Annotated in this window: 15 protein-coding genes; 5 read left to right on the top strand and 10 right to left on the bottom strand. The window is 54.3% G+C overall.

Annotated features, from left to right (window positions below; genetic code table 11):
* The first annotated feature begins 2 nt into the window (after positions 1–2).
* Complete coding sequence (gene uvrB, locus LEPIL_RS15915) at positions 3–2051, top strand: excinuclease ABC subunit UvrB (protein WP_002773969.1); 2049 nt, start codon at positions 3–5, stop codon at positions 2049–2051.
* Positions 2052–2102: 51 nt separating this feature from the next.
* On the opposite strand, the gene LEPIL_RS15910 is transcribed toward uvrB, so the two are convergent.
* A complete protein-coding gene (locus tag LEPIL_RS15910; RefSeq protein ID WP_002773968.1) occupies positions 2103–2486 on the bottom strand; it encodes a nucleotidyltransferase domain-containing protein in 384 nt (127 codons plus the stop codon).
* 57 nt (positions 2487–2543) lie between these two features.
* On the opposite strand from LEPIL_RS15910, the gene LEPIL_RS15905 reads away from it, so the two are divergent.
* From LEPIL_RS15905 to LEPIL_RS15895, 3 genes are read left to right on the top strand one after another with little or no spacing between them, the layout of a single operon-like run.
* Positions 2544–4403, top strand: a complete 1860-nt coding sequence (locus LEPIL_RS15905; RefSeq protein ID WP_002773966.1) for a hypothetical protein — start codon at positions 2544–2546, stop codon at positions 4401–4403.
* A gap of 6 nt (positions 4404–4409) precedes the next feature.
* Complete coding sequence (locus LEPIL_RS15900) at positions 4410–5321, top strand: 50S ribosomal protein L11 methyltransferase (RefSeq protein WP_002773964.1); 912 nt, start codon at positions 4410–4412, stop codon at positions 5319–5321.
* A gap of 30 nt (positions 5322–5351) precedes the next feature.
* A complete protein-coding gene (locus tag LEPIL_RS15895) occupies positions 5352–5942 on the top strand; it encodes a PaaI family thioesterase (RefSeq protein WP_002773963.1) in 591 nt (196 codons plus the stop codon).
* A gap of 103 nt (positions 5943–6045) precedes the next feature.
* Here the strand turns inward: LEPIL_RS15895 and LEPIL_RS15890 are convergent, their stop codons facing one another.
* The 4 genes from LEPIL_RS15890 to LEPIL_RS15875 form a co-directional block, all read right to left on the bottom strand.
* Positions 6046–7293, bottom strand: coding sequence for a hypothetical protein (locus LEPIL_RS15890; protein WP_002773962.1), 1248 nt, complete (start codon positions 7291–7293; stop codon positions 6046–6048).
* Between the two features lie 3 nt (positions 7294–7296).
* Positions 7297–7953 carry an outer membrane beta-barrel protein gene (locus LEPIL_RS15885; protein WP_052608422.1) on the bottom strand — a complete coding sequence of 219 codons (657 nt, stop codon included), beginning with the start codon at positions 7951–7953 and terminating at the stop codon, positions 7297–7299.
* 185 nt (positions 7954–8138) lie between these two features.
* Entirely contained in the window at positions 8139–9017 is an 879-nt protein-coding gene (gene truA / locus LEPIL_RS15880; RefSeq protein ID WP_002773960.1) for a tRNA pseudouridine(38-40) synthase TruA, read from the bottom strand.
* A 5-nt stretch (positions 9018–9022) separates the two neighbouring features.
* Positions 9023–9916 (bottom strand): DUF2225 domain-containing protein, encoded by an 894-nt coding sequence (locus tag LEPIL_RS15875; protein WP_002773959.1) that lies wholly within the window; start codon positions 9914–9916, stop codon positions 9023–9025.
* Positions 9917–10095: 179 nt separating this feature from the next.
* Between LEPIL_RS15875 and LEPIL_RS15870 the strand changes: the two genes are divergently transcribed.
* Complete coding sequence (locus LEPIL_RS15870; protein WP_002773958.1) at positions 10096–11232, top strand: LIC11274 family protein; 1137 nt, start codon at positions 10096–10098, stop codon at positions 11230–11232.
* A 106-nt stretch (positions 11233–11338) separates the two neighbouring features.
* Here the strand turns inward: LEPIL_RS15870 and LEPIL_RS15865 are convergent, their stop codons facing one another.
* The 5 genes from LEPIL_RS15865 to LEPIL_RS15840 form a co-directional block, all read right to left on the bottom strand.
* Positions 11339–12430, bottom strand: coding sequence for a TMEM43 family protein (locus LEPIL_RS15865; protein ID WP_002773957.1), 1092 nt, complete (start codon positions 12428–12430; stop codon positions 11339–11341).
* Between the two features lie 198 nt (positions 12431–12628).
* Positions 12629–15055, bottom strand: coding sequence for an endopeptidase La (lon, locus tag LEPIL_RS15860; RefSeq protein ID WP_002773956.1), 2427 nt, complete (start codon positions 15053–15055; stop codon positions 12629–12631).
* A gap of 300 nt (positions 15056–15355) precedes the next feature.
* Positions 15356–15691, bottom strand: a complete 336-nt coding sequence (locus LEPIL_RS15855; protein ID WP_002773955.1) for a bactofilin family protein — start codon at positions 15689–15691, stop codon at positions 15356–15358.
* A 177-nt stretch (positions 15692–15868) separates the two neighbouring features.
* Positions 15869–16645 (bottom strand): hypothetical protein, encoded by a 777-nt coding sequence (locus tag LEPIL_RS22430; RefSeq protein WP_002773954.1) that lies wholly within the window; start codon positions 16643–16645, stop codon positions 15869–15871.
* Positions 16642–17469, bottom strand: a complete 828-nt coding sequence (locus LEPIL_RS15840) for an SGNH/GDSL hydrolase family protein (RefSeq protein WP_002773953.1) — start codon at positions 17467–17469, stop codon at positions 16642–16644. The genes LEPIL_RS22430 and LEPIL_RS15840 overlap by 4 nt, the downstream gene beginning before the upstream one ends.
* Positions 17470–17517: the final 48 nt, after the last annotated feature.

Raw genomic sequence — 17517 nt, 5'->3', positions numbered from 1 at the left:
ACATGAGCAATGATCGCAGATTACGGCTTGTCTCGGAATACAGCGCATCCGGAGACCAGCCCGAGGCCATTCGCACCCTATCCGAAGCCGCCGAAAACGGAAAGCATCGACTCTGCCTGGTCGGGGTGACCGGTTCGGGAAAGACATTCACGATGGCCTCGTTCATCGAAAAGGTGCAGAAGCCCACGCTTGTTCTCACGCATAACAAAACCCTGGCGGCTCAGCTTTACCGCGAGTTCCGGGAGTTCTTTCCAGAGAACGCCGTCGAGTATTTCGTCTCGTACTACGACTACTATCAGCCCGAGGCCTATGTTCCGAGCTCCGACACATACATTGAAAAGGATGCGAGCATCAACGACGAGATCGACCGGTTGAGGCTGCGGGCGACCTCGTCGCTGCTCGAACGCCGCGACGTCATCATCGTCTCATCCGTTTCATGTATCTACGGTCTCGGTTCTCCCGAAGATTACCGCGACAGCATGGTCATCTTTGACCGCGGTTTAACCGTCGATCGCAACGAAATCATGCGCCGGCTGATACATATTCAGTATATGCGTAACGACGTCGCCTTCGGCCGTGGAACGTTCCGGGTACGGGGCGACACGCTTGAGATTTTTCCCGCCTATCGTCAGGAGGCCGTGCGCGTCGAATGGTTCGGAGACGAGATCGAATCGCTTTCGTTCATCGACCCTGTGACCGGTCGTGTACTCGATCGTATGGATCGCATTATCCTGTATCCGGCGAAGCACTTTATTACGTCGCCTCCGCGACTGAAAGACGCCGTTAAGGCCATCGAAGAAGAGCTGCAACAGCAGCTTGCCTATCTCAAGTCGAAAGACAAGCTGCTTGAGGCGCAGAGACTGGAGATGCGTACTCGCTACGATATGGAGATGCTGCAGGAGGTCGGTTACTGCAACGGCATCGAAAACTACTCGCGCCATCTCTCGGGTCGCGGACCGGGCGAAACGCCGGCCACGCTTTTCAGTTATTTTCCCGACGATTTCTGGGTGATCGTCGATGAAAGTCATGTCACGCTGCCCCAGGTACGGGGTATGTTCGAAGGCGACCGGGCTCGCAAGCAGACGCTCGTCGACTTCGGCTTCAGGCTTCCGTCGGCGCTGGATAACCGTCCCTTGAATTTCGCCGAATTCGAGAAGAAGGCCGAGAGGATTCTCTTTGTTTCGGCGACGCCTGCCGATTACGAAACGAATCACGCCGAGGTGACGGTCGAGCAGCTCATCCGACCGACGGGGCTTCTTGATCCCGAGGTGGAGGTGCGTCCCGTCGCCGGACAGATCGAAGATCTTACTGCCGAGATCCGAGCGCAGATGGCGAAGGGCCACCGCACGCTTGTGACGACGCTGACGATTAAGATGGCCGAAGATTTAACCGACTATTTGCGCGAGCTTGAAATACCCGTCGCCTATCTGCATGCCGAAGTCGATACGATGCAGCGAGTCGAGATCATCCGAGATCTGCGCAAGGGTCTGTATCAAGTCGTCGTCGGCGTGAACCTGCTTCGCGAAGGCCTCGATCTACCCGAGGTGTCGCTTGTCGCTATTCTTGACGCCGATCGTGAAGGCTTCCTGCGTAATACGCGATCATTGATTCAAACGATGGGGCGTGCGGCCCGAAACTCCGAAGGGCGCGCCATTCTGTATGCCGATACGATTACGCCGTCCATGAAGGCTGCAATAGACGAAACGCGTCGCCGTCGGATCATACAGGAGCAGTTTAACCAGGAGCATGGCATCACTCCCGAAACGATCCGCAAAGGCATCGACGACATACTGCCGCGGTTTCTCACCGAAGAAGAAGCGGATCGCAGCTTCGAGAATCTTGAGAAAGAGCTCGATTTTCGCAAAGCTCGCGGAAGCAGAGAGAAGATCGAGATCATCCGCAATGCGATGCTTGAGGCGGCGAAAAACCTGGATTTCGAGAAGGCGGCCGCCCTGCGTGACTGGATGCAGCATCTTGAAGGCGGTGATAAAAAGCCGCAGCAGAGTACGGTCGTTCCGTTCGTTCAGAAGAATCGGCGCCGACGCAGGTAAGGCCGCGTAGATAACTCTGCCGGCATTGCCTCAGCCATTCTCAAAATTGCCTCAGAATCGTTTCAAGTAGCCGCCCCAGAAAGGCAGGATCTTCTCGCGAATCATGGCGAAGCGTTCTTCTATGATGCCGTCGGGATCGAAGAGGATGACGCCGTGCTTTGCGATCTCCACCTGAAGGGCGAAGCCCGCCTGCCATCGTTCTTCAGACCAGAGAAAGAGGTCCCAGTTCTCGGGGACTTCCAGCTGTGGAGGCTCACCGGCATAGATGGCTCCGACATCCCAGTCGGCATTGCGTCGCTGATCGGCGAACTTCGCACGAGAGCCGAAGACGACCGCACCGCGCAGCTCAGTCGCTACAGGCCAGACAGATCTGAGTACGGGAAGCAGGTGCTGAAACTGCTCCGGTGAAGGGACGAAGGTTTTGCCTTCTGTCATGCTCCGACATGATTTTTGATTGATCGCTGAGCAACAACTCCATTCTTTATAAAGAATATGGATGAAATGGAGTTCGACAGAACACGGAAGGCTATCGGCTCCGAAGCCCTTGAGGAAGAGGAGCGCAAGCGACTGCTGGGCACCTTCACCTCCAGTGGCGGCAAGGTTCTCGACGAAAAAGCGCTGAGACGGCAGCAGGCTGAGGCGAAGCGCTCCGGAAAGGAGTCGCCGTCAGAGGGACGTTCTGCGCCGGTTTCTGATGTTAAGCTTCCGTCTGAGTTGCGAAAGGAGCAGCGCGCTCGAGAGCTTGAGAGGCAGGCGCTTGAACGAAAGCGTAAAGATGCCATGCGACGCGAATCATCAAGCTTCTTCGCTCGGCTGGGCATCAAATTTCGATGTTCCATAGCGGGCCTCACTCCGTTCGGCAGCGCCATGGTACAGCCCTCGGCGCTCTCCTTCTTCAGCCTGGAACTGCGCAAGGCGCTTATTGAATGTAATATTCTGGGCAACGAGCTTCTCGTGAACGACGCAGAAGTGGCCCGTTCGATGAAGAAAGAACTCAAGAACCCCTTTTATATCGAGCTCGTAAACCGCGCCAGGCTTCTTTATGATCGCCAGGAGTTAAGCGAGCTTCTCGCCTCGTACAGCGAAGCGAATCCTCGGCCGGTGCCGCTTGAGTCGATGCGTGTGCCGCTCTTTTCGCTTCTGCGCAAGCTCTATGCGCTAATGCCCTATCGCGAGAGTTACCTGAAGTCGGTACAGACGGGTATTCTGATCCAGCAGAAACAGCAGAAAAAGGCCGCCGATCTTTACGTAGCCAAGCAGAAGGGAATCGAGGCAAGCTGGCGGCTGTTGATGGACAAGGCCTTTCCAAAGATCCTGCTCCTTGTGCAGCGTCTTGAAATGAAGAATATAGGGCCCGGCCATCCGCTTTTTGAAGAGATGATCGGCTTTGGCGCCGATCTGCGTGTGCAGGTTCCACAGGGAGGCGTCACCGTCGAGCCTGCGACTGGCGTCGCAGAAGAGAAGCCGGAGTCTGGAACGCCGGGTGCAGAAGCGTCGCAGGTGGAAGAAGAGGCTCTCGATCCCGAAGAACAGGCAAAAAAAGATAAGGAGCGCAAGAAGCAGGAGCTGGCGCAGCGGCTTTTTGATTACGGGCTTGGCCTCCATCGCCGTCGCACACCCGAACAGCTTCGCGAGGCTTACGATGCGAAGAACGAATACGTCCAGGCCGATCTGCACGATAAGGCCTTTCTCTCGTACATGCTGCTGAAGTTTTTCGATGATCAGTTCGCTTTCATTCTTACGACGAATCGCCTTCAGCTCGAGCCCATAGTGCAGAGCGGAGTGCGCGTTAACCTGAAGCAGGATCTGACCGATGCCTACCAGAATATTCGATCATGCCATGATATGTTCCGCGCCTACTACCACGACTATATAGAGTACAGGAAGGCTCTCGACGAAGGCTCGAAGACGGGCAACTATGTGGAGCATGCGAAGAAGGTCTCTATGTTCGAAACTCGCCGCGGCAAAACGGGGCGAGAGGTTCGCATGGCGATCAAGAATTACATGAACCGAATCGAGAAGCTGCTTGCCGTCCTCTTGAAAGATATGAAGGAAGGCGGAAGAGTCGTGCTCAATCCAAACGACGTTTTCGTGATGGATCTCGAAGCCGATCAGTCCAAACTCATGAACGGCCGCAAGATGAAAGAGATCATCCGGGACACGTATGCCTTCGCTCACGTTCTGGGCAGACGTCTTGAGAACGGAGATCTTTACGGCGGCGTTCTTGAGTTATCCGAAGAGGATTTTCAGGCCTCTACAAAGGATTCTACCGCTCCCGCTCCTCCTCCCGAAGAAGAGGGGGCCGCGTCGGATTCGGGACAGGAATCTCAAAAAAGTGACGAGGCCTTCTGACATCGCATGAAGGACGAAGTATTTATCGAGGTGATCCTCGACATTCCCCGTGAACGTTCCCTTGAAGTGACTCCGCTTCTTGACAACGGCATTCTGGAAAAGATGACCGGTTATTTCGAGGTCCTTTATGAAGAAGGACTCAGATCTGATCGGTCGGTGATGAAGCTGTATTTTCCCGCCGGATACGCAATGGCGCGCTGGGACCTGGAAAGTCTTCTGCTTTCGATAGGTTTTGACGACTACGTGATCGCCGAAAGCTCCGTTAACCGCCAGAACTATATGGAGGCGTACAAGGAGCACTACGAGCCTCTTCGCCTGTCAGAACATTTTGGCGTCGTTCCCAACTGGCACCGCGGAACGCCAAAAGAGAGCGAGTTTATCGCGCAATTTTCGGACGGATTCATTCCGCTCTACCTTGATCCAGGCCTTGCTTTCGGAACAGGACGACACGCCACGACGCAGATGATGGTGCAGTTCATCGACGCACATTGTTTTGAGGGAAAGACGGTGCTTGATGCGGGGTGTGGTTCGGGTATCCTTGCACTGGCCGCTCTCAAGAAAGGGGCGAAGTACGCGACCGGTTTCGATATTGACGGCAATGCGGTCAATGCCTCGCGCGAGAACCTGCTTGAGAACGGAATCGCCCCGGATCGTTTTGAGATACTGGAAGGAGGATGGGATCTTCCGCAGATTCAGAGTCGTCGCTATGACGTTATCCTTGCCAATATAACGATGAACATCTTTGTCGAGTATCGACGCATCATCGACGGATTGAACTGCGGTAGGCTCGTCGTCTCAGGGGTTCTTGAAGAGGCGCGAGACGCCTTCATGCGACTTTTTGGAGAGTCGTGGATCTGTCATGAGCAGAAGACCGATGACGGCTGGATACTGCTCGATCTGCATCGTCAGGAACATTGACCCGACGCCCCTTCACCCAAAACTGGCAGCATGAATCTGAACCAGTCCCATTTTCAGGGCGCCAGCCTGACGGGAAGAGACTGGCATCACCCGAACTGCTATGGATGCGGGGAGGAGAACGAGAAAGGACTCCATGCGGACTTCACCTTCGACGAAAAAACGGGTGAAGTGCGGTTCTCCTACACGCCTGCACAGCATTTTGAGGGGGCGCCGGGTTTCTCACATGGCGGTATGCTGGCTACCCTTCTCGACGAGGCCCAGGGATGCCTCTGTTTCCACGTCGGTCATGTCGTGATGACCGAAAAACTGCACATGAACTATCACAAGGCGACGCCTCTGGATACCGCGTTTCATGTACGTGCCTGGCTAACGGCCGTGCGAAAGCGCAGGCTTTACACGCGAGCGGTGATTTTCAACGATGCCAATGAGATCCACGTAAGTTCGAGCGCAAGCTGGTACGTTCTTCCGGAAAGGTTAACAAGGCGCATGTTTCAGGGAAAACACAGCGAGGAGTTTACCGAGAAGTCGTTGCGATTGATTGAAGCGAACCGCAGACGTGCGAAGGAAATTCGCCGGCGTCTGAAGCTTGAAAAAGAGAATCCGACGATTCAATCGAGATAGCCCTGAGGCAGTTTGTGAAAGTGCTGTTAAGCCATGAAACGAAGAAGGCTCTGCATCATAGCAGAGCCTCTTTTTTGATTGGGTCAACTACAGCATTTCATCGTCAGCTGCAGTCGTTTGCGCCGCCGCCGCAGACGCAGGATATATTGAATTCGCCCAGTTCAGCCGGCAGTTCAAAGTTCTTTTCAGAGAGAACCTGTTCTGGATAACCATCGCGGACGGCGTCATAACGGCATTGAATGACGTAGCTTCCCGGCATGATGTAAGTCATACGGTTGTCGTTCCCGGCGCGAACCGGCGTCGCTGCCAGAGGAAGCTGATCCAGGTCACGGATGCACGTAGGGTTACCAAATCCGTCGATACATTCCCCCTGATAGTAAATAGCGTAATAATAGCGAATATCCTTTGTTCCACCCGAAACGCGAACCGTTCTGGTAAAGTCAGGATAAAAGATACGAGCCCGCGTCAGCACGTTCCCGCCCATATCGATTTCGCTTGTGTGCGGTCTTCGCCAGTCGCTTATACCCACGACGGTCGCCGGGTCAGAGTTATCAGAAGGGACGAAGCTGTGAACCATGAGATTCTCTTTGATGTTAAAGCGAATCTCGATGCCGAGAGGAATGTACTCGCCCGTAACATACATGGAATTCTGCATGCCCGGATGAGTCGTATGGTGTAGCGGAAACCACTGGCTCGGCAGAACGCTGCGCATCGCAGCATCAATGCCCGGATCGTAACCGAGGATCCAGTTCATACGGTAGCCGTTAACCTTGTAAACGGTATCGACAGGCGCCGTACCGCTCTGCCTCAGATGACCGGTGAAGAATGTACGTACATAGACACCGGCGTGCTGATAGGCCCCAGGACCGACGTCTCGCGAAGGATAGGTCGCTCCTCGGCCGTTGAAAAGCTCGACGAAATTTATATAACCGGCTTTATCGATGCACGAATTATCGTTGTTTAAAAGGACGAAAGTAGGACTGCAATAAACCTGTCGTGTCGGCGAAAGTACATCCCAGAATTTCTCGGCATCTTTCTCATCGTCAAGCTCGCCGAGAGTAGACAGATAACCCTTTGTCGAAAGCCTGATCTCGCCGACGTCAAGGAATATGGGCAGAGCATCGTAGGCCGGCAGCCCTGACACGTCCGTAGGCTCGCTGGCATCGACGAAAAGCGCGTTGCCGTTGATCTCTTCCCATCCGAGCGGGTAGTCGGTTGCGTACGTACCTTTGAGGAATACGAGCATGCGCTGGTTAAACAGATGACTGACCAGAGCTTCCTCGCCCTTCCGGCAGCTTGAAAACGATGAAACGGCGGATAGAATAAGGATTGCTGTGAGAGTTCTTTTCATGGCTCAAATGATGAAAGAGACCATCAGGCCGAAGTTGTAAAAGGCCGGATTGTATATCTCAAACTCCTTTGTTTTGTAGAAGCGATCGTCGTAACTGCCCTGCATGTATCGCAGATACTTCAGTTCTTTGGGTTCGGAGCGAAATTCTTCGTAAATATAATAGCCGTCGATACGAAGCCCCACGCGAAAACGTCGGGCAGCAAGGATGGAGAATTCAAATCCACCGTAGAGCATAGGGTCCCAGCCGCTACGGTTTACGGGACGCACTTCAAGATAGGAGGCGCCGGCGCCAAGTTTCAGCAAAACGCTGAAGCGCTGTATCCATGGAAGCGGGTATGCGATCGCCGCATATACGGGCACGGTAATCAGCTGTTGTGTGCTCTGCGATTTGTAGGCGGCGTAGGAAAACCCGGCTTCGAGCAGGAAGGGGCTCGGCCAGTACAGTCTGTAAAAGCCGCCCGCACCGAGGTTTGAATCGAGCACGTCGTCGGCCGGCGTTCCCGGAACGGGAAACGAACCACCCATCCAGAAGCCGGCCTCCATCTTCAGCTCTTCATTGAAGTTCTGCGCGCTGAGGCCGGCCGGAGCGGCCACAGAGATAGCGGTGGCAAGCAGCAGAAGCAAAGGCTGGCGACGGAGAGCTGTTCGAAAATCTACCACTGTATGGAAACCTGTTATGGGGTACGCCAGGATTCGATCCGGAAAGCAGAAGTCTATCGATTTTACCCGCACGATTCGTACGGAATCGTATAGATATGTAAAGGAAGATTAATTCCTGAGCAGCCTTCGACTCCGATGATTGACAGCCTTCGTTCGAGAAGAGACAGGAGCACTTCAGGAGCCCTCTATGTATTTGATTGCAGACTATCTTGAAGGCGAAGCAGCTTCTGCTTGAAAAGGCTGTTCCCGAAGACGGGATAATCACGGAGCAGCGACAGCCCGATACCGTGAAGGTCGGGAACATCGGGATAATACGCGGCTCGAAAGTAGAGTCCCTGTGGCGGAGCGGTGCGTCCGGCCTGGATGCGGTCTCTGCTTTTCACAATATCCGGAAGCGACATACTCAGTCGTCCGGAGGCGCGATCAACGAAGCTTCCGACGATGATGCGGATCATGTTATGCAAAAAGGCGTTCCCGCGTATCGTCAGCGCAAGAAGCGTAGCGCCTCCGACCGGATCGTAACGTCGCTGCAGGGCGATATGATCGAGATAGCGTTCTTTCTTCTCTTCGGGATTTGCGCGCTTTGTAAAGGCCTCGAAGTTATGCTCTCCCTGCAAGGCGAGCAGTTCGGGAAACACAGCCTCCAGATCAAGGGAGTCGGGGACGGTCCAGGTATAAGGCGACATAAACAGCGAAGGCGTTCGTGCCTGATGAATCAGATACTCGTATTCTCTGGCCACACAGTCGAAGCGCGGATGAAAGTCGTAAGGCACCTCGTGAAACTTCACTGCCTGAACGGAGGGGCCTGCAAGCGCGTCAATGGAACGCAGAAAACTGTCGGATTCCTCGATCAACGCATATGTGCGAAAAGAAACGACCTGTCCGGTCGCATGCACGCCCGAATCGGTACGTCCGGCCGCCTGGATCTTGATCTCTTCGCGCAGCAAGACGCTGAGCGCCGTTTCCAGTCGACTCTGAACCGTTTCGCCGTCTTTCTGCGTCTGAAAGCCGAAGAGCCGGGAACCGTCATAGGCGATCGTCAGAGCGTAACGCCGTCGCACCATCTTTTTCAGGAAACGGCCTCTCCCTGTCCGGTCAGCAACTGCAGCTTGCCGTTGATCTCATCGTATAGATCTTTGGAAAGATCAATGATGATCGATGGCTTCGACTTAGAGGATTTGCCCATACCGTAAAGCTTGCCAAGATAGCGCTTTGCTTCGTCGAGATACTTGATCTGTTTGGCCTGATCTTTCGTGATCGCATCGATATACTTGTATGTCAGATAACCGTTCAGGTAGATGACGCCGTCAAAACCCCAGTTCTTATCGGTATCGGGACCGAGCAGCGATGTGAACTGGTCATGCGGTTCGGTTCCGCGACTCATGATTTCGAGAACGGGACGGTAATACTGCACGGCCTTTAAATACATGAAATCCCGGATCTTATCGAATCCCATACTCGGGAACTCGTCGTTCATATCTCCGAAAAGCCAGGCCGCTCTCATCGAGCAGATGGCCTTCTTCGGCGTGGGGGCGACGTCCACGCCGCGATGCTGATAGCAGTCGATCGCCAGAAGATACGAGGCCGCTCCATGTACGAGATGGCGGTCTTCGTTGTAATCAATGGGCCCGATGATCTTTTCGATACCCGTGCGTCGGTTCATCGTCGTTCGTTTCAGACCGTCAAGGGCGCCGGCATCGACCGTATTGAAATCATTCTGAAAGGAAGAAAACAGGCATTGCGGGCAGACGACAACCGGATAGATGAGCGGAATCACACGGCCGAATTTGCGGGACTCATTGTAGCCTCGACGCAACTCCACCGACAGATCGCCGGCGATCAGGCGTCCGCCGCCTGTGAGCAGCTGCTCGCGGGTGAAGGTATGGTTGCATACGGGGCAGCGGGACTGGTCCTTGCTGCGAAATGAGATGTTCCGGCCGATTTTCTTCTGTCCTCCAAGCATCCTGCGCTCCAATCCGGGCGAATAGGGCCCGGGAATTGCTAACAGGCTGCTTTTTTCGGCAACCTGCGAATTGAAAAGTCGTTTTTTCGATTTCTATCTTTTGCCTTTTTTATATCGGCATATCACGTTGGACTCCTCGACGTCCGATATATTATTTGAATTCTCAGGAGAATTTTCCTATGAAACGAGTTTTACTGAAAAGAGTCCTATTACCACGAGCCCGATCTTATATCATCACTGCCGCCATTTTCGGGGCCATCCTCGGTACCACCGCTCTTGAGGCTCAGTCCGTTGCCGAAAAGGCGACCCGTCAGCGGGACAGCCTGATCATCTCACTGCGCAAGCTGCGGCCGATGGTCTACAACTTCCCCTGCGATCCGATGCCCGAATGCATGCCGCAGAACGCCGAGCAGCGTCGCACCAATCCCGGCAAAAACGTCGAGATGTACCGTAAAGCGAAGCGTCTGTATCAGGAAGGCCTTGTCTATTATTTTGAAAAGAACTTTGTCAACTCCTACTCCCGTTTTCTGGAAGCCCAGCAGACGATGGACAAGCTGCTTGAGGCCATCAGCCAGATCTATATCGACCGCGCCGAGCTGATGATGCGTCAGTCGGTCGAGAAGCTGAATCCGAACGACCCGAACGATATGGCCGTCGTCGATATTTCGATGGATTTCGGTCAGAACTCCAAACTGCGCCGGGACTTTCATAAGAATCGCAACATTCAGTATGACGTGCGTCGCTACGATCCGCGCAACTATCATTGGGCGGTGAACAAGTATCAGATCGAAAAGAACATGGAGAAGGGCTACGAGCATCTCGGTCTTGCTCGTCAGGCGCGCGAAAAGGCGCTGCGTCTCGATGCTCACCTTGATGCCGATCAGCGTACGACGATCGATATGGTGAATCGTCGTATCGAGATCTACAGACAGGTGATCGAGCTATGCCGCAAGGCGAAGATCAACGCCGAATTCATCTTCGCACTCAAGTATCCCTACGCGAACTATCCGCTGAGCAATCAGTTCGGCAAAACCGAAAAGATCGACGATAAGGCCGGTGAGATTCCTTCGCTGCACGGCGTGAAGATGAACTGGTCACAGAATCCGAATATCATGCCGAAGAATCTGCATCCGATCTTTGACTTCCGCGTTCCTCAGGAGTGGCATCGCGATACCGTCGACGCTCGTGAGATGCGCTTCGACGATGAGCTCGATACGCAACTGCGCTTCCGCTTTCATAAAGGCAAGAAGCCGGTCGAGATCCTCGAAGATAATTCAGGACAGCCGACAAGCACAAAGCCCGAAGCCGGAATCTGATCCTTCACTGTCGGAATCGCACTGGAGTCGCAAAAAACCCCGCCCTTTGCAGGCGGGGTTTTTTCGTCAGTGACAATGCAGATCAAATCTGCATGAGCTCTCTGAATCAGGCTGCCGCTGTCTTGCGTTTCTTCGCAATGACGATGGCGGCGATGATGCCGACGACGAACAGCAACAGTACAAGATACCAGTATTCGATCAGCAGGAAGGAAAGCCCCATCACGACAAAGGCCGAAATGAAAAGGATAACCCGGATCAAGCCTGCGCCGAATCCTCCGATCAGAGGGATGTACTCGATCAGTTCGAGGAACGGACCGACAAGCATGCTGAGGCCGATACCGAGGCAGAGAACGGAGGCAGCGAAGAGGACGATTGTCATGATCGAGTCTTCCGTATTCAAGCTCTCCATGACCTGCTCGACCTTACCGGGCCCAACGCGCAGATAGCTGTCTCCGCTATCGGCGACAAAGCCGTCGATGCGTCCGTTTCCTGGCGTGCCGAGAGCCGTGTATTCGCCGGCCGGATCATACGACGTTCCGGAATAGCTGAGTCGCTCGCAGCCGATACGCGGGCTCGTCGTGTTGCATGTCGAGTCGGTATAGAGATAGCTGCCGTCTACCGTGTACGAGCCGCTCAGCTTATCGGCAGAAAGGTCGATACCCGGCATATTTGTATAGCCGACGCTGTCGGCCATCGGCCACGTCTTCCCGTCGAAGATAAGCGAGGGCGTGACGCCTGTGCTGAAATCAGAGAGCGTCTGGCCCGGATTACTTTTGCCTTCGTCGCGACAGCCCTTGCCGTCGTCCGCTTTGCCGGGGTTGCTCGTCCATTCTTCAACGCATTTGTAAACGGGTTCTTTTTCCTTTTTGCCGTTCTTCTCTACTTCTTTCGTTTCTTCTTTAGAAACATAGGCGTACATCTGCGCCGTTCTGTTGATGCTCAGGTACGGGCCGGGCTTCAGGTAGCCGTCGCCGATGGGTTCGGCCTGGAGCTTACCGGTCATATATACGGCCTTTTTTTCTTTTGCCGCCTCTGCTGCTTTTTCAAAAGGCATGGCGCCTTCAAGCACCTCTGATGCCTGTTCGCGTTGACTCGCGATGAAGACGATAACGAAGGAGGCCGGAATCAGGATGATCCCCACAAGGACGCCTTTCAGCGACTCCTTCATCTTGCCAAAAAAATCTGTCGGTTCGGACATGTGCTTCTCCCGAGGAAAGTATCTTTTTCTCATTGCTGTCGCTGCGACCTCATCTCAAAATGCAGATGAAGGCCGCAGGAAAATGCAAAGAGCATTCTTTCTGACGGTAAAAGCGTGTATCGGTCAAGGAAAAATCTCTGCGTCGGGGCTATCGACGCAGAAAACTCAACATTAAAGAAGATCTGCCTTGCAGAAGGCTTACCAGCCGTCGCGAGAGTCGACGGGATTTCGCTTTTCGAAGGCCGCTGGAACGGTGCGCCGTAGAAGCTGCATCATATCAGAGTAGTACTCAGCCGCGATGTTTTCGCGAATCGCTTCGGGAATCTCTTCGAAGTCCGCTCGATTGCGCTCGGGCAGAAGCACGGTATTGATGCCGGCCGCTCGCGCCGCGAGCACCTTTTCTTTGATGCCGCCGACGGGCAGGATGCGTCCGCGCAGCGATATCTCGCCCGTCATCGCAATATCTTCGGCGACGGGAACGCCGCTGAAAAGCGACGTCATCGCCGTAAGCAGCGTAACGCCGGCCGATGGCCCGTCTTTTGGAACGGCTCCTCCAGGAATATGGATATGGACGTCTTTCTCTTCAAAGAGTTTTTCGTTCAGATTCAGTTCGCTTGCATGGGCCCTGAGAAACGAGAAGGCGGCCTGCGCCGATTCCTTCATTACATCGCCCAGTCGGCCCGAAAGCTTCAGGCCTCCTTTTCCCTGAAAGGCCGTGCTTTCAATAAAGAGGATGTCGCCTCCGACCGGAGTCCATGCAAGGCCTGTGGCCACTCCGGGAATACCGTTGAATTCGCGCCGATCTCTGTAATACTTCGCCCTGCCAAGAAGCTCGACAAGCGACGCTTCGCTGACCGAAAAGGCCTCTTTCTTCTCTTCGACTTTAAGAACAAGCTTGCGTGCGATCGACTCAAGCCTGCGCTTCAGGCTGCGCACGCCCGCTTCGCGCGTATAATCCTCGATCACGCGAGCGATCGTTTTACGATCGAGAGAGAACTGCTCTTCGGTGAGCTGTAGATCTTTGCGGATGCGCGGAATAAGATGTCTCTCGGCGATGGCGATCTTCTCTTCCATTGTATAACCCGAAAGCGATACGATCTCCATGCGATCGAGCAGAGGTGCGGGAATCGTCTCAAGGGAGTTCGCCGTACAGAAGAACAGTGCTCGCGAAAGGTCGTAGGCGAGACCGAGATAATGATCTTCGAAGCCGTGATTCTGTTCGGGATCAAGCACCTCAAGAAGAGCGGCCGCCGGATCGCCCTGATACGACGCTCCGAGCTTGTCGATCTCATCGAGAAGAAAGACGGGCTCCACCGATCCCGACTTGCGGAACGATGAGATGATCTTTCCGGGAAGGGCGCCCACATAGGTGCGACGATGTCCGCGTATCTCGGCCTCGTCGCGCACGCCGCCAAGGGCCGCTCTTACGAATTTGCGGTCAAGGGCGCGGGCCACCGACTGTGCAAGGGACGTCTTACCGACGCCCGGCGGTCCTACAAGGCAGAGGATCGGAGCCTTCGAAGGACCGGCCTTCTTCTCGACGGCGAGGTGTTCGAGAATGCGTTCTTTTACTTCTTGCAGGCCTTCGTGGTCTTCATCAAGGATGCGGCGCGCTTCGGCAAGATCGAGCTTCTCTACGCGGGATGCAGCGGCTGCCCGATCGCCTTCGTTAACCTGGGGCCAGGGAAGCTCGACGATCAGATCAAGCCAGTTGCGGATCTGCGACGCCTCCATGCCTCCGCCCTGCGGCCCCTCGGCGAGACGTTTGTATCGCTTGAGCTCTTTATCGACTGCCTTGCGAACATGCTCGGGAAGCGTCATCTCGCGCAGCTGTCTTTCCAGCTCGTCGGCGTCGGACTCCTCGGAATCGCCCAGTTCTTTGCGGATCGTTTCGAGTTGTTTGCGAAGATAGAAGTCGCGCTGCATCTTTGAGGCGTCTTTCTCGACCTTCTCGCGCACCTCTTTCTCCATAACAAGCCGCTGCGTTTCGTCGATCAGATACGATTGCACGAGCTTGATCTTCTCGGCAACGGAAGACAGCGTCAGGAACTCAATCTTTTCTTCGATGGTTCGGCCCGAGAAGAAGACGACCTGATTGGCGAGCGAAGCGGCGTTGGTAATGCGCTTGATAAAAGATATCACTTCGTCGGGGATGGCAGGGTTATATTCGATATAACGGATAACGTGAGCCTGGAATTCGAGGAATTCATCGTTGCCGATATCGCCGACCTCGAAAGCCGGCTTGATGCGCGCTTTCAGGTAGGGCTCATCCGTCACGATCTCTGCGAGTTCGATCTTCTGCACGCCTTGCAGAAAGACCTGATAGCCGCCTTCGCCCATCGGCAGGACGCGATGGATCTCGGCAAGCGATCCGACCGGAAAGAGATCCTCGCCTTTTACCGTCTCGGCCTCGGGGTTCTTCTGCGTAAAAAGCCCGATTAGCGAGCCCGGTTTGCCGTGCTGTTCGATGAGCTGCACCGATTCAGAGCGGCCCACGAATATGGGCAGGATGATGCCAGGAAATACGATGGCATTGCGAAGAGGGATGAGCGGAACGATCTCGGGGATTTCCGCCGGATCGATCTCGGTGATGTTCTGATCTGTATAGCGAATCACGTGTTTCATAAATTCTTTCTCGAAATCAGAACATAGCAATTTTTGTTCCAGGCAGATGCCGTTTTTCCTGATGGCGAGAGGGGCTTCAGGGATGTGGATCTGTCATACTGACAGGCAACTGTAATTCTGGCAGGCCGTGTGCTTTCATGGAATAGGCCAGGCCCTCTGGTTTCAGCGATCGATCCGGGTAGAAAGGGCATTAAACGGAAAAACCGGACCTTTTCAGATCCGGTCGGCCGTAGCGGTGGGCCCGCCATCCTGCACCGCTCCGTTATGGGCGGCATCAGGCAAAGCAGGATTATAAAACGATCAGTGACGCAGAACGCCCGAGACGCTTGCCGTCGGGTCGAGCTTGATCTTAGGAGCTGTCAGGTTTCCCTCAACAGAGCCTTTTTCGCTGACTATGATCTCGTTTTTCGCCTTCAGTTCGCCTTTTACGCGACCGAGTACGACGATCTCACTGCCAAGGATTTCCGTTTCAACGATGACTTCGGCGCCGGCGCCGATAATGACCGGATTGTTACCGGCATCAATCTTTCTTGCAAATACCTGTCCTTCGATGATGAGCTTTTCATCTACGAAGACGGTATTGTCTCTGAGAACGGTTTTCGGTCCCAGAAGGGTCTGGTTCAGGTTAACGGCCATGAAAGAACTCCTTTTTAATGATGGCATGCCGGCAAAAGCCCTGTGGCCTTTTCAAGCACCCAATTTTTGCGGCTCTGCGTCCGCTGGAAATCATCCTGTTGAGACCATTTCAGTATTCAACAGGATTCTCTGGCCGGCCCGCGCCGGCTCGCCTATGGTATCGCGGTACCGGATTCCTCAGTCAATAAATTTTCGAAAGGAGATCAGCGCTCCGCGATTTTTCGATTCAGATGCCGTATAAAAAATGCCCGCCACGCCGAGATGAAAGCCCGAGCCGATATGCCAGTCGAGCCCCGGCGCTATCTCAAGGTATTTCTTGATCTGATCGTCGGGATCGTAACGGTTGTGGTAGCGCAAATCGACGGAAAGCGTCACCGGGCGCAGTCGCAGACCGAGCGAAAGATCGTAAAACCAGCGCCTGCGGAACTCCTGATCGTCCTCTTCGCGTAGCTTCGGATTCGTTTCGGTGTTCCAGCGCACCGCTCCTGTCATATAGAAGATGTCGAAATCGAGATACATGCCGGCATAAGGTTCAAGGTAACCGATATCGTGAGCGACATCGCCCACCTTATTATGTCCTCTGGAGAGGTCGCCGTACAGTCCTCCGACGAATCCGAACTTCTGCCATCCGCCTTCGAACTTCAAGCCGAGGCGAATATGCTCCCAGTAATCGACCTTCGCGCGATCGGTGCGCACGAGGTCGGCATACGGCACTTTCAGATACAGAGAAAACCAGGGAACGAACGCCCATTCGCCCACCAGCGAGATCTGTCGTGTGCGCTGATAGACGTCGTCTTCTTCGCGTCGCTCCTGAAAGTTGAAGCCGGCGCCGATCTGTCGTTGCACGCGCACCTCGTCGTAAAGTAGCGCATTCACATCATCGGATCTTGCAAACAGAGCGCCCGGTGCGGCGATCAGCATGGTGCAGAATGAGAGAAGAATCTTGCCTTTCATCGTGCTCCTCCTGTAAGAAGATCAAGGCGAGTGGCGTAGGCAGCGCCGTAGAGAGCGAAGCCGTCGTTATTCGGATGAATGCAGTCGAACATAAGGCTGGCATCGGAATAGGGAGGCCCGCCGAGAGTGCCCCTTGCGTCGATATAACGCAGATTGGGAATCTGTGTCGTCAGGTATTGAAGCCTGGCGTTGAACTGTGTAATGATATACTCCGGCAATTGATTTTGAGTAATTGAACTCGGCCCCTGCGAATAATCATTGACGCAGCTATTCTCTTTCAGCGGGTTCAGGTAATCATAACCATGAATGATCCACGTGAGCGGCTCACCGCCATAAAGCGACTGCTTGAGCAGGTCGCCGTTCATAATAAGCAAGCGAAGTCGTGATTCGTAATTTGCAAGGCGGACGTCGGCAATATCTTCGGGGATGTTGCTGTATTCGCCTTCGCTTGCAATCATATCGTTCCCGCCAAGGCTGAGCAGCATATAACGCATGTTCGGTCCGCCGTTATGGATCACTCTCTCGAAACCGCGGCGGCTTTCCCATTCTGTACGGAGGGTCAGTCCGGCGAGGTTTGAGGCGGTGATGCGATAGCCATGCACTTCGGTTAACTGGTCGTAGAGGTCGACGAGAACAGGCAGGCCAAGAGCGAAATCGGTCCAGCTATCGCCTACCATGCCGAACGTCGTATTGCCCTGACACTCGCCGAAAAGCTGACATCGCAGAGAGTCGTCGATGACGCTGGCCGGATCCTTTCGTTTGTCGCATGCGGCGAAGAAGAGCATGATCGCCGCTACGACCCATAACATTGTTTTCTGTTTCATAAAGCTCCTGTTTCCGTTGAATGTATGGTGCAGGGGTTTCACTGCACT

Origin of the sequence: Leptonema illini DSM 21528 (assembly GCF_000243335.1) — a bacterium.
GTDB lineage: Bacteria > Spirochaetota > Leptospiria > Leptospirales > Leptonemataceae > Leptonema > Leptonema illini.
Note: the sequence above shows the minus strand (reverse complement) of the source record. Positions and strands in the feature narration are given on the sequence as shown.

Excerpts from the sequence above, each read along its gene's own strand:
- uvrB (WP_002773969.1), top strand. The coding sequence starts at position 3 with ATGAGCAATGATCGCAGATTACGGCTTGTCTCGGAATACAGCGCATCC.
- LEPIL_RS15910 (WP_002773968.1), bottom strand. The coding sequence starts at position 2,486 with ATGACAGAAGGCAAAACCTTCGTCCCTTCACCGGAGCAGTTTCAGCAC.
- LEPIL_RS15905 (WP_002773966.1), top strand. The coding sequence starts at position 2,544 with ATGGATGAAATGGAGTTCGACAGAACACGGAAGGCTATCGGCTCCGAA.
- LEPIL_RS15900 (WP_002773964.1), top strand. The coding sequence starts at position 4,410 with ATGAAGGACGAAGTATTTATCGAGGTGATCCTCGACATTCCCCGTGAA.
- LEPIL_RS15895 (WP_002773963.1), top strand. The coding sequence starts at position 5,352 with ATGAATCTGAACCAGTCCCATTTTCAGGGCGCCAGCCTGACGGGAAGA.
- LEPIL_RS15890 (WP_002773962.1), bottom strand. The coding sequence starts at position 7,293 with ATGAAAAGAACTCTCACAGCAATCCTTATTCTATCCGCCGTTTCATCG.
- truA (WP_002773960.1), bottom strand. The coding sequence starts at position 9,017 with ATGGTGCGACGGCGTTACGCTCTGACGATCGCCTATGACGGTTCCCGG.
- LEPIL_RS15875 (WP_002773959.1), bottom strand. The coding sequence starts at position 9,916 with ATGCTTGGAGGACAGAAGAAAATCGGCCGGAACATCTCATTTCGCAGC.
- LEPIL_RS15870 (WP_002773958.1), top strand. The coding sequence starts at position 10,096 with ATGAAACGAGTTTTACTGAAAAGAGTCCTATTACCACGAGCCCGATCT.
- LEPIL_RS15865 (WP_002773957.1), bottom strand. The coding sequence starts at position 12,430 with ATGTCCGAACCGACAGATTTTTTTGGCAAGATGAAGGAGTCGCTGAAA.
- lon (WP_002773956.1), bottom strand. The coding sequence starts at position 15,055 with ATGAAACACGTGATTCGCTATACAGATCAGAACATCACCGAGATCGAT.
- LEPIL_RS15855 (WP_002773955.1), bottom strand. The coding sequence starts at position 15,691 with ATGGCCGTTAACCTGAACCAGACCCTTCTGGGACCGAAAACCGTTCTC.
- LEPIL_RS22430 (WP_002773954.1), bottom strand. The coding sequence starts at position 16,645 with ATGAAAGGCAAGATTCTTCTCTCATTCTGCACCATGCTGATCGCCGCA.
- LEPIL_RS15840 (WP_002773953.1), bottom strand. The coding sequence starts at position 17,469 with ATGAAACAGAAAACAATGTTATGGGTCGTAGCGGCGATCATGCTCTTC.